General features: G+C 42.7%; 8 protein-coding genes. All 8 read left to right on the plus strand.

From position 1 onward, the window contains the following. The first annotated feature begins 443 nt into the window (after window positions 1-443). The 8 genes from MHH63_RS05825 to pflB all read left to right on the plus strand — a co-directional run bounded on the left by MHH63_RS05825 (window position 444) and on the right by pflB (window position 13,060). Complete coding sequence (locus MHH63_RS05825) at window positions 444-800, plus strand: hypothetical protein (protein WP_341171313.1); 357 nt, start codon at window positions 444-446, stop codon at window positions 798-800. Between the two features lie 61 nt (window positions 801-861). Continuing rightward, the gene (locus tag MHH63_RS05830; protein ID WP_076129623.1) at window positions 862-2,655 is read left to right on the plus strand and encodes a cache domain-containing sensor histidine kinase; all 1,794 of its coding nucleotides are present in this window, start codon (window positions 862-864) and stop codon (window positions 2,653-2,655) included. 19 nt (window positions 2,656-2,674) lie between these two features. Further along, entirely contained in the window at window positions 2,675-4,003 is a 1,329-nt protein-coding gene (locus MHH63_RS05835) for a response regulator (RefSeq protein ID WP_076134518.1), read from the plus strand. Window positions 4,004-4,213: 210 nt separating this feature from the next. Beyond that, window positions 4,214-5,041: a carbohydrate ABC transporter permease gene (locus MHH63_RS05840; RefSeq protein WP_370510708.1), complete on the plus strand. Its 828-nt coding sequence runs from the start codon at window positions 4,214-4,216 to the stop codon at window positions 5,039-5,041. 1 nt (window position 5,042) lies between these two features. After that, on the plus strand, window positions 5,043-5,915 hold the full coding sequence (locus tag MHH63_RS05845) for a carbohydrate ABC transporter permease (RefSeq protein ID WP_036682930.1): 873 nt from the start codon (window positions 5,043-5,045) through the stop codon (window positions 5,913-5,915). A 132-nt stretch (window positions 5,916-6,047) separates the two neighbouring features. Further along, a complete protein-coding gene (locus MHH63_RS05850) occupies window positions 6,048-7,514 on the plus strand; it encodes an ABC transporter substrate-binding protein (RefSeq protein WP_076129626.1) in 1,467 nt (488 codons plus the stop codon). Between the two features lie 408 nt (window positions 7,515-7,922). Beyond that, window positions 7,923-10,544 (plus strand): bifunctional acetaldehyde-CoA/alcohol dehydrogenase, encoded by a 2,622-nt coding sequence (gene adhE / locus MHH63_RS05855; RefSeq protein ID WP_036682925.1) that lies wholly within the window; start codon window positions 7,923-7,925, stop codon window positions 10,542-10,544. A 254-nt stretch (window positions 10,545-10,798) separates the two neighbouring features. Continuing rightward, on the plus strand, window positions 10,799-13,060 hold the full coding sequence (pflB, locus tag MHH63_RS05860; RefSeq protein WP_076129627.1) for a formate C-acetyltransferase: 2,262 nt from the start codon (window positions 10,799-10,801) through the stop codon (window positions 13,058-13,060). Window positions 13,061-13,175 lie beyond the last annotated feature (115 nt).

Genomic DNA, 13,175 nt, shown 5'->3' on the forward strand with positions numbered 1-13,175 from the left:
CCCATAGTCGCTATTAGCCGTATATTAAGTCATTCAGAACGTTAGTCAAAAGCTCGGACAGTGTATCGGACCTCATAGTCTCTATAAGTAATAATACGGCTCATTTGTGAACCTATCGGACTCCATAGCCGCTATTGGCTCGAAAAGCCCGCGTATCGCGCATGTTTGGAACGAATAACGCCTCTGGAGTCCGAACCTCCCCGTAAAAGCAGGAATTTGTTCAAATAGCTGCATCTGAGTCCGATCGCTCATCGTGAAAAGAGTGTGTGTGGGAATGCAAAATGCCGAATAAGTAGTAAGTCGCACATCAAGAAACCCAACGCCCACAACGCCCTACAACGCAACCATCGCACATTAAGCAATCCAACGCCCTACAATACCACCATCGCACATCAAGTAATCCAGACGCCCAACAGACAAAGCACATTCAAGTATTGAAGTACTTGAGTGTTCAAGTGTTCAAGTGTTCAAGTGTTCAAGGAGATACATGGCGCTTCTTCATTGTGGGAGCATTCCTCCTAGCCCCACGCAGTGTCCTTTACGTCGGCCTCCCACTTTTTCTGTTTGCGGTTTTTAAGAGTTCCGTTGATGGAGTTGCGAAGTGGAGGTTTGGAGCTGGAGAAACGCCAGTGGTCGCCTTTATCCTCGGATTTCTACCGCTCAGCGGTATAAAATCAGGAAATCTGAGGATAACAGCGATCGTAAGCCCAAACGCTCTACGTAGTGGCGAACATATCATCGTGCTCTTTTTATCCGCCCAACAGAAAAAACTACATACAAATGAACATAAAAAACTTTAAAATAAACATATGTAAGCGTTTATCACTTTGATATAGTTATTGAACCCGGAGGTGTATCTCGATGTTGTCTAGGCTGATTAGGCCGATTTTGAAGCTAAACGTCAAACAACAGCTTATCCTGCTGTTTCTGATTATGATCTCGCCCATTCTGTTTTTGAACATTTACGGGAATATGAAGGCTGAGCAAATTCTGAAGCGCCATGTGACGAATGCTTATGTAGAGCTGAACAAGCAAAACTTCACCATCATTAACCGAGATATCGATACCGTAAATAAAATTACTACCACTGTAATTCAAAACCCTCTGATTCAGCAGATTAATATGACGGGTTCGGATACCATCCTGGAGCGGGTTAAACGATATGAGACGATAGAGAAGCTGTTGGTCAGTTACTCGCAGGGAGCTGAGCGTGGGGACGGCATCTATTATTCCCTTTATATATACGATCCCGAGGATTATTATTTTTTTGCACCCAATTTCCCGCAGGTTAAGAAGGCGGGGGTATATTTCTTTTCTAAAGCGGAAGAGCCCTATTGGTTCGAGGAGGTTGTCCAGAAAAAGGGTCGCGGATCTCTAAAATTTACAGGGAAGCTAAGTGCACAAGCAGAAAACTTGAAGACTCTTACCTATATGAGAGCTGTCAATAACATCTCCAGAAAAGCTGAGACCATTGGGGTTTTAGTCATTACCAAAATGGACGCAAAAATCGGAGAATCCCTTAAATCCATATCGTTGCCTGATGGTGATATTTACTTAACAGATCTGGATAATCGTGTACTCGCTTCTACTACGAATAATACTGGTGAGATCATTACGCTGCCGGAGACGGTCGTTGCTGAGGATTTGGAAGGAACCGTGGATGTTATTACCTCGGATTTTATTTATGTGGTCAATAATAACCATGCCTTAGGACAGAAGCTAGTCTACAAAATCGCCGTAAAAGCGCTGCTGCAGCAACAAAACGAAATGAAAAGTGTGATTCAATACATAACTGTGGCCTATGCTGTTTTTGGATTAATCATGATTACTTATTTCTGGCGTTCATTAATGACGCCTTTGCAAAAGTTAGCTTTTTTCGTCCGGAAGTTTGAGCCAGGCAATCGTGTCCCTGAGACGCCAAAAAGAGGGAGTAACGATGAGGTCAGTGTGCTGATTGGATCTACCTATGACATGGCCCGCAGGCTAAATGGACTAATTACTTATAAATACCAGATGGAGCTAAAACAGAAGGAATCACAGCTTCAACTGCTCTATCAGCAGATCAATCCGCATTTGCTCTACAACACTTTGGAGAGTATTTACTGGAAAAGCTCGCTGGAAGGTAACGTTGAATCCGCCGAGATGATCAAGGAATTATCCAAGCTTATGAAGATTAGCCTCAGTCGGGGAAGGGAGCTGATTAGCCTTGAAGAAGAGCTGGAGCATGCAACGGCCTACATCAAGCTGCAGCAGCACCGGTATGATTATATATTTCGTGTAGTAATGAAGATTCATCCAGATACGAAAAGAAATCTAATTCCTAAAATTACCCTGCAGCCGTTAATTGAGAATGCTATTATTCATGGTGTCAAAAATATGGGCGAGGATGGGGAAATCATCATTAGCGCAGTTTGTGTGGACGATACCGTCGAGATCACTATTGAAGATAACGGCTATAAGTCTGTTGATTATCAGGCCATTGAAGCTGTGCTGAATGACGACAGTCCAAATCCGGCCAGCGGTTACGGGATTCGCAACATTAACCAGCGTATTCATTTACACTTCGGCTCTGATTATGGCATCAGCTATACCCCTCGTAAAGAGGGCGGTACATTGGTGACGGTTAAGCTTCCGAAATCAGAGAATCAGGACTAAGGAAGGGGAGCATACAGATATGTTCAATATATTAGTTGTGGATGACGAACCCTTGATTTGTAAAGGGCTGAGCAATTTATTAGCTTCTTCGGGGTTAAACATAGACCATATTTATACAGCAAACAGTGGTTTTGAAGCGCTGGACTGTATTCGGATGGAGGAAATAGACCTGCTCGTTACTGATATTCAGATGGGCGCAATGAGCGGGATTGATCTAATGCAGCATGCAAAATTGGCCAAACCCTGGGTACAGACCATCGTGATTTCTGCACACGAGACGTTTCAATATGCGCAAATGGCCGTTAGGCTTGGAGCGAAGGATTATTTGATCAAACCTTTGAACAGTGAGCAATTTCTGGATTCGGTGCGAAATGTGCTGCTTAAGATGGGGAAACCATCACCAGAATTGGATATTTTCATGTCAGGAATTAACGAAAGCTTTCGGCTGGAAGAGCCGCTTCCGGAATACAGCAAGTTATTGAATGAGCTGCTCATTGAGCCTGAAGGTGTACTGTGTGATGCAGAACGCTTGCAAAAGCTGGATAACCTGAAGCTGCAAGGGCCGTATTTTTCCGTCTTAAAAATTAAGGTGCCTCTGGCTGGAATGAATCAGGAGAAGCACTACACCCTGCGGGACAGACGGCTTCTTTGTTATGCCGCGCTGAATATCGCCAAAGAGCTGATGGATCAGGAGTGGAACTCGACAGCCTTTTACGCAGAGGATGAAGAGATTACGATCATTATTCAGTGGGATGAAAAAAGCTATGAAGATTCGTCTGCCAGCCAAATTAATAGGCTAGATATCCTTGGCCGTAGTCTTCATTTTAATATTCAAAAATATCTGCACTTAAATGCAGTTATCGGCATCAGCCAGATTCTCAAGGGTCTTTCTTTTATGGCTGTATTGAACCGTCAAGCCTCCAAAGCCATTCTCTGGAATAATGAACACAATGACCATTATGTGTTTTACTACGGGGATTTTAATTGGAACAGCTACACAACCGATCCTTCAGTAGAAGAGCTTCATACACGCAGCAATCTGATTGTAGAGAAAGCGAGAGAGTATATTGACGAGAACTATGCGCAAAAAGGATTAACCATCCATGAAGTGGCTAAGAAAAACCATGTCAGCCCCAATTATTTGAGCTATCTGTTTAAGAAAAATACAGGTTACAACCTGTGGGAATATGTAATTAAGCTGCGGATGGAAGAAAGCCGGGAGATGATTTTGAACACAGATCTTCGCAGATACGAAATCGCCGAGCGTGTAGGTTATGAATCACCGGAGCATTTTAGTAAAATTTTCAAAAAATATTATGGGATTAGCCCCAGTGAATTGAAGAAGTAAAAACACATACTACTTCGGTAGATTTAGACATGTTCAGTACAACCCTCATTTTCTACAATTTAAGGTAGGAAGCATTTTGCGAAAAATGCTGAAAGAAAAATGGAATGAGGGAGCCTGATGAATCAAACCGCAGTTGTATCCGAAAATCCGCCGGCGCTGAAGGGTACACCTTACAAGCAAAACCGCTGGAAGAAAAACTTTTGGGGATATATGTTCCTCGTACCTGCTGTGATTATTTTTGTAATGTTCTTGTGGGTGCCAATTTTTAAAGGCTTGTTGTACAGCTTCTACCATGTTGATTTTGTAAAAGGGAATAGCTTTGTTGGTTTTGAGAACTATGCTAGAGCCCTTAGTGATCCGGATGTTTTGACCGCGTTAAAAAATACAGGGTATTACATGCTTCTATGTCTTATTATCGGGTTCTGGGTTCCGATTGCTTTTGCTATTATGATCTCGGAGCTGAGAAGGTTCGGGGGCTTTGTACGGGTAGCGGCTTACCTACCTTTTGTAATGCCTGGTGTGGTGCTATATGGACTCTGGAGATGGCTTTATGATCCTGTGGGCCCAATCAATGCAGTATTAAGCTCGCTTGGTGTGGACCAGGTTGCCTTCCTGACAGATACAAGGTGGTCGATGATTTCCCTTGTTTTTATGGAGACGTGGCAGCAGTTTGGATCAGGGATGTTAATATACTTGGCTGCTGTACTCAGCATTCCGCGGGATTGGTATGAAGCAGCTGAGATTGATGGGGCGGGTGTGTGGGCACGTATAAAGTACATCACATTGCCTTCGCTACGTAATTTGATCATTTTGATGTTTATATTACAGATTATCGGGACTTCACAAGGGTATCAGTCACAAATGGCGCTGCTTGATGGTGGACCGAATAATACTACGCTTACCTATGCGCTGCTGATCGTAAAATATGCTTTTACGCGACTCGATTATGGAACAGCGACTGCGCTTGGCATGCTAATGTTCATAGTCCTAGGTGGTTTGGGCATTTTACAGTTCAAGCTTAACAAGGAGGACAACTAAGATGAAGAGCGCAGATAGAGGGATTCTCTCAGAACATGATTTGAAAAAAACAAGCAATAAGATCGTTTATGGCTTGATGTGCGTGGTTATTTTGATTATGGTGTTTAGCATGCTGTATCCGATCTGTATGACGTTATTTAACGGACTGAAATCGAATCAAGAGGTGAACTCATTCCCACCGCATTTTTTCCCGCAGGAATGGCACTTCAGCAACCTTAAAGAAGCGATGAACTACATTGATCTGCTGATGTTCCTTAAGAACACTATTTATATTTTTGTGGGGAATATGGTCGTGACACTAGTCGTATTGGGAATGTCTGCTTTCAGCATTTCTCGTATGAATGTTCCTTACAGAAAGGCAATTTATTTCTTTTTCCTGATGACATTGTTTATTCCGGCGACCAGCTACATGATTCCCAACTTTGTCAATCTAAAAGAGCTCGGATTACTGAATCAGTACGCTGCCTTTTGGCTGCCGGCTGGTGCGAATACATTCTATTTTCTACTTCTAAAGAACTTTTTTGATGGGATACATCCTGAAATTTTTGAAGCCGCGCGGATCGACGGTTCCTCTGAGCCGAGAAGCTTTTTCTCCATTGCAGTGCCATTGTCGGTTCCGATATTTGCTACGCTGGCGATCTTTATCTTTTCTACTGCATGGAATGACTGGTTCTGGCCATCTCTGGTTATGCACAGTGAAGAGAAATATACGCTCGCGACAGCAATCTATAAATACGTTATTAATGTAAAGGCACTTAATACGAATATTAAATTCGCTATCCTATTTATCGTATCGTTGCCGCCGATCCTTGTCTTCCTGATCTTCCAAAAGTTCATTATGCGTGGCGTTGCATTATCAGCAGTTAAGGGATAAGCGCGGATCGACGAATTTAGTCACGGATCGTAAACATGCACATGAAAGGAATATAAATGCACCTCGTTTGTAAACGATTTCTCTTTTATGATCGATATGTAAGATAACTATGAATTGAAAAGGGGAGTTTCAATGCGTAAGTACTCTAGCGTGCTACTAAGCCTCCTTGTGGCCGGATCATTGTTAACCGCATGCGGCGGTAACAACAATAACGGAAACACAACAGGAAACAAGGAAGGGGAAGCGACTACTGCGCCAACGAATGCTGCAACAGATAATGCTGGCAGTGCTACAGCAGCGCCAACTGATGATATCACACAAAGAAAAGTGACCATCAAAATTCACTATCCAACCCCTGACCTAACCGAAGTTAGAGCACAGGAAGATGACAAGATCAAACGTTTCCAAGAGGAGTATCCGAATGTTGAAATCGTCAAAGACGATTGGCAGTACAATGTAAGTGAAATCGGCATCAAAATGGCAGCGAATGAAGCTCCAACCTTCTTTAACACTTACGCTACAGAAGCAAAATTCCTAGTTGAAAAAGGCTGGGTAGCTGACATTACGGATCTGTGGAATAAATACGAATTTAAGGATCAAATTAACCCGGTTCTCCAAAACCAATTTATCATTGACGGAAAAGTATTCGGCGTAACTCAAAAGGGTTATGTAACAACCACAATGATCAACAAAAAAATGCTGGATGAAAAAGGCGTTGCTGTTCCATCTATGGATTGGACTTGGGATGATATGCTGAATACCGCGAAAGGCGTAGCTGATACCAAAAAAGGGATTTCCGGTATTGCTCCAATGGGTAAAGGGAATGAAGCAGGCTGGAACTGGACCAACTTCCTGTTCGAAGCTGGCGGTGAAATTCAGAAGATTGAAGGCGGTAAGGTTGTAGCTACTTTTAATTCTGAGGCTGGGATTAAAGCGCTGGATTTCTACAAGAAACTTAGATGGGAAGCAAACGCGATTCCTCAGGATTGGGCACTGGGCTGGGGTGATGCTGTAGGCGCATTCCAACAAAGTCGTACAGCAATGGTAATGGCTGGATCTGACGGTGTTATTGAGCAAGCGTTGAATCAAGGCGGTCTGAAACCAGAAGATGTACTTACGTATCCAATGCCTGCGATGGAAAAAGGCGGAAAACACACTGGGGTACTTGGTGGTGACTACCTTGTAATCAATCCAAATGCAACACCAGACGAGCAAGAAATGGCATTCCGTTATATTACATTTGATTACTTCTCCGATAAAGGTCTAGAAGCACTGGATGCGGTTCTGCAACAACGTACAACGGATGGCAAATACTTTATTCCGCCGCTCTTAGATTACTATTCTGCAGATTCTGACTTCGGCAAGAAAACAAAAGCTGTGTATGATAAATATACAAATGTATATCAATACAGCCCTGATATTTTAGGCTTGCTGGACGGTAAACCGGAAGCGCAATACAATACACAGGACTACTACGCAACCATGTCCAATGTAATTCAAGAGCTGTTCTCCAAAAAGGGAACAGATTCCAAGACACAGCTTGAAGCTGCTGCAAAAACAGTGCAAGAGAAATTCTTCGATACAATTAAAGTAGAATAGGCAAGGAAGGACAGAACCGGCTCCTTTAGGAGTCGGTTTTTTTATGTTTATATTATTGATATTTTTATAAATCAACACGACGGATGGTTTCCGACTATTTTTTAGAGGGTCATGGGAAAAATAGAGTGTCAACAAAAATAGATTTGCATTTTTAAAATATTTTTGCGAGCGGAAAGGTAGAAAATGGGTATTGGTTCTTGTCTTTTTAAACATAAACTTTAGATTTAAGGGATATTACAGCATAAATAATGGTAAAAAACCTATAAAATGATCGAATGAAAGCGCTTTGAAAACAAATCAAAAAAACTTTATACTTTGTGAAAGATTTCACTATACAAGGTGGAAATGATGTGATAAGATAAATGTGTAGAGAAAAACAACCTAAAAATTGACAGGAGGACGAGGGAGATGGCAGTTAAGAACGAAGTCGCCGCCCAAGTTAAACAAACTACCGCTGAAGAGTATATTCAGACTTTGGTGGATAAAGCGAAAAAAGCACATGAGGCATTCATGGCGCTGGATCAAGAGCAAGTTGACACAATCGTTCATGCAATGGCGTTGGCTGGACTCGACAAACATATGTACCTCGCTAAATTGGCTGTAGAAGAAACTGGCCGCGGGGTTTACGAAGACAAAATTACTAAAAACATCTTCTCGACAGAATATATCTGGCACGGAATTAAATACGATAAAACAGTAGGCGTTATTGAAGACAATGCTTATGAAAGCTTCCAAAAAATTGCTGAGCCCGTCGGAATTGTAATGGGTATCACACCGGTAACCAACCCTACATCCACCACGATGTTTAAAGCGTTGATTTCGATTAAGACACGGAACCCTATTATATTCGGTTTCCACCCATCTGCGCAAGAGTGTAGTGCAGCAGCTGCTAGAATTCTTCATGATGCGGCTGTAAAAGCTGGCGCACCTGAGAACTGTATCCAATGGATTGAAATGCCAACGATGGACAAAACAAATGCTTTGATGAACAACCCTGACGTTGCACTTATTCTCGCAACAGGCGGTTCTGCAATGGTAAAAGCAGCTTATAGCTGTGGTAAACCAGCTCTTGGCGTAGGTCCTGGTAACGTACCTGCATTCATCGAAAAGAGCGCGGATATCGATCAAGCCGTAACGGACATCATTCTTTCCAAAACATTTGATAATGGTATGATCTGTGCTTCCGAGCAAGCTGTTATTATCGAAGAACCAATCTTCGATCAAGTGAAAAAGAAAATGATCGCTAATGGCTGCTACTTTGTTAACAAAGAAGAAGCTGCCAAACTTACTAGCGGCGCTATGAACGTTGATAAATGTGCGGTTAATCCAGCAATCGTTGGACAATCCGCAGTGAAAATTGCTGAAATGTGCGGCATTCAAGTTCCTGCCGGCACTAAGATTCTGGTAGCAGAACTTGAAGGTGTAGGCACTAAATATCCATTGTCCGCTGAAAAATTGAGTCCTGTGCTTGCTTGCTACAAAGTTAAAAACGCAGATCAAGGTATTGAACGCGCAGCACAAGTTGTTGAATTTGGTGGTATGGGCCATAGTTCGGCTATTCACTCCAACAACGAAGAAGTAATCATGAAGTTCTCTAACCGTCTGCAAACAGGACGTATTCTCGTTAACTCGCCTTCCACTCATGGTGCGATCGGCGATATCTATAACACTAACATCCCTTCGTTGACGCTGGGCTGCGGATCTTATGGTCGTAACTCCGTGTCGCAAAACGTTACAGCAATCAATTTGATCAACGTGAAAAGGGTGAATCGTCGTACCGTGAATATGCAATGGTTTAAAGTACCTGACAAGATCTATTTCGAAAAAGGCGCTACTCAGTACCTGACCAAAATGCCTGATATCACACGTGTCGCAATTATCACTGACCCAATGATGGTTAAGCTTGGATATGTTGAGAGAGTTGAACATTACCTGCGTCAACGCCAAACTCCTGTAGCGATCGAAGTGTTCTCGGAAGTTGAACCAGATCCATCGACAACTACAGTTGAAAAAGGTACAGCAATGATGAACAGATTCCAACCGGACTGCATCATCGCACTTGGTGGTGGTTCCCCAATGGATGCTGCAAAAGGAATGTGGTTATTCTATGAACATCCAGACGCAGACTTTAATGGTCTGAAACAAAAATTCATGGATATCCGTAAACGGGTTTACAAATTCCCTAAACTTGGAAACAAAGCTAAGTTTGTAGCGATTCCAACTACTTCGGGTACAGGTTCGGAAGTAACATCTTTCGCAGTTATTACCGATAAAACAACTGAACAACACACTAAATATCCTTTGGCTGACTACGAGCTAACTCCAGACGTAGCTATCATTGATCCAGAGTTCGTATATAGCTTGCCAAAAACTGCTGTAGCTGATACAGGTATGGACGTATTGACACATGCCATCGAAGCTTATGTATCTGTTATGGCGAGTGACTACACGGATGGTCTGGCAATTAAAGCAATCCAATTGGTATTCCAATACCTTGAAAAATCGGCTCTTGAAGGCGACAGAGTTGCCCGTGAAAAAATGCATAACGCATCAACACTTGCTGGTATGGCCTTTGCTAATGCTTTCCTGGGTATTAACCACAGCTTGGCGCATAAATGGGGCGGTCAATATCACACTGCTCACGGTCGTACTAATGCGATCCTTATGCCACACGTTATTCGTTACAATGCTAAGAAACCTACGAAGTTCGCTTCGTTCCCTAAATATTCACACTTCGTAGCTGACGAGCGTTATGCAGAAATCGCCCGTATTCTGGGATTGCCAGCTCGCACAACTGAAGAAGGTGTAACTAGCCTGATCAATGCTATTCGCGACATGAACAAAAAACTGGGTATCGAAGAATCCTTCCAACAATTGGGCTTTGATCCTAAGGATTTTGAATCCCATGTAGATTACTTGGCTGACCGTGCATTTGAAGATCAATGTACAACTGCCAATCCTAAGCTGCCGCTGGTATCTGAACTCGCAGATGTATATCGTAATGCTTTCTACGGAAGATTTGATAATTAATATTTGGTTAAGTAGATAATAGGATGGTTGTGGATTAGATATAAGTGACAAATATCACCGGAAAGGTGATATTTGTCACAGTCTATTTATAGAAAATAAACTAAAATGTTTATATAAACAACGGTCCCATATATGGAACAATGATTGTGAATTTTCGAACAACCATATTTTTCTTGGGATCACGAGACACGGGATCAACCTTCAAGCCCGCGATCTCTACAAATATAATATAAATATAGATGGAGGGATTTAGCATGTCGGTGATTGAAAAAGATGTACAAGAAGTGAAATCCGGTTGGAGAAGTTTTGCAAAAGGTAAATGGTCCAGAAAAGTTGACGTTAACAACTTTATCGCAAGCAACATTAAGCCTTATGAAGGAAGCGAAGAATTCCTCGTAGGACCTACTAGTAACACAACTGAACTGTGGAAGATTATTTCCCAATTGAGCAAGGAAGAAAGAGAAAGAGGCGGCGTATGGGATGTTTCCCTAGATACTGTCTCCACAATCACTTCACATGCTCCAGGCTACATTGACAAGGACAAGGAACAAATTGTAGGCGTACAGACTGATGCTCCTTTTAAACGTTCCATCCAGCCATTCGGCGGGATCAAGATGATGGTTGATGCTACGAAGGCTTATGGCTTCGAGCTTCCACAAAACATCGTTGACATGTTTACGAACATTCGCAAAACGCATAACCAAGGCGTATTTGATGCATATACACCAGACATGAGAGCTGTGCGTAAATCCGGCGTAATTACAGGTCTTCCTGATGCTTACGGCCGCGGACGCATCATCGGCGACTACCGCCGCATTGCTCTGTACGGTATTGATTTCCTCATTAAAGACAAAAAACAACAACAAACTGAGCTTGAAGTAGATTCCATGACTGAAGATATCATTCGTTTGCGTGAAGAGCTGTCCGAGCAAATTCGTGCACTTGGCGAATTAAAAGAAATGGCAGCTGCTCATGGTATGGATATTTCCAGACCGGCGACCAACTTCAAAGAAGCTACTCAATGGGTATACTTCGGATATCTGGCAGCAGTTAAAGAGCAAAATGGTGCGGCGATGTCCCTGGGCCGTGTGTCCTCTTTCCTGGACATCTATGCAGAACGCGATATTGCTGAAGGTACTTTGACTGAAGAACAAGTACAAGAAATCGTCGATCATTTCGTAATGAAACTGCGTATCGTGAAATTCTTGCGTACACCTGACTATAATGATCTGTTCTCCGGCGACCCAACATGGGTAACTGAATCCATCGGTGGTATGGCTGAAGACGGAACAACTCGTGTTACTAAGAACAGCTTCCGTTTCTTGAACACCCTGTACAACTTGGGTCCAGCTCCGGAACCAAACTTAACTGTACTGTGGTCCGAAAAATTGCCTGAAGCCTTCAAAAAATATTGTGCTAAGGTTTCCATCGAAACTAGTGCAATTCAGTATGAAAATGACGATGTAATGCGTCCATACTGGGGTGAAGATTATGCGATTGCTTGCTGCGTATCTCCAATGCGTATCGGTAAACAAATGCAGTTCTTCGGTGCTCGTGCCAACCTGGCAAAAGCATTACTGTATGCTATCAATGGTGGTGTAGATGAAAAATCCGGAGCACAAGTTGGACCGGAATTCCCAGCGATCACTTCTGAATATCTGGATTATGACGAAGTAATGAAACGTTTCAAACCGATGATGGAGTGGTTGGCTAAGACTTATGTTAACACTTTGAACATCATTCACTATATGCATGACAAATATTCTTACGAACGTATCGAAATGGCGCTGCATGACCGTGACATTCTGCGTACGATGGCTTGTGGTATTGCTGGGCTGTCCGTTGCAGCTGACTCACTAAGCGCAATTAAATACGCCAAAGTAAAACCTATTCGTAACGAACAAGGTATTGCGATCGATTTCGAAACCGAAGGCGAATTCCCTTGCTACGGTAACAATGACGATGCTGTTGACAGCATCGCAGTAGAATTGGTTGAAACCTTCATGACTATGATCCGTAAAAACAAAACATATCGTGATTCTGTGCCGACTCAATCGGTACTGACCATTACTTCGAATGTAGTGTACGGTAAGAAGACAGGTACTACACCTGACGGACGTAAGAAAGGTGAACCTTTCGCACCAGGTGCTAACCCAATGCACGGACGTGACAAGAAAGGCGCCTTGGCTTCCCTGAACTCTGTAGCTAAACTGCCTTACTCCGATGCACAAGATGGTATCTCTAATACGTTCTCCATCGTACCTAAGGCACTTGGTAAAGACGAGGATTCCCGTAAGTCTAACCTGGTACACATGATGGATGGATACTTCCATAACAACGCTCAGCATTTGAATGTTAACGTATTTAACCGTGAACAGCTGATGGACGCTATGGAGCACCCAGAGAACTATCCACAATTGACTATCCGTGTATCCGGTTATGCAGTTAACTTCATCAAGCTGACTCGTGAACAACAAATGGATGTAATCAACCGTACATTCCACGGTTCGATGTAATTTGTTCCTGTCATGAAGATCTTTGAATTAGTACTACTATTGAAATAATTGCAAGGAAGATACCGCCCTTGTCTCAAGGGCGGTAATATCTTGTTTGAGAATTGTTAAAATTTTA

It is taken from the genome of Paenibacillus sp. FSL H3-0310, from assembly GCF_038002785.1.
Lineage (GTDB): Bacteria > Bacillota > Bacilli > Paenibacillales > Paenibacillaceae > Paenibacillus_AQ > Paenibacillus_AQ odorifer.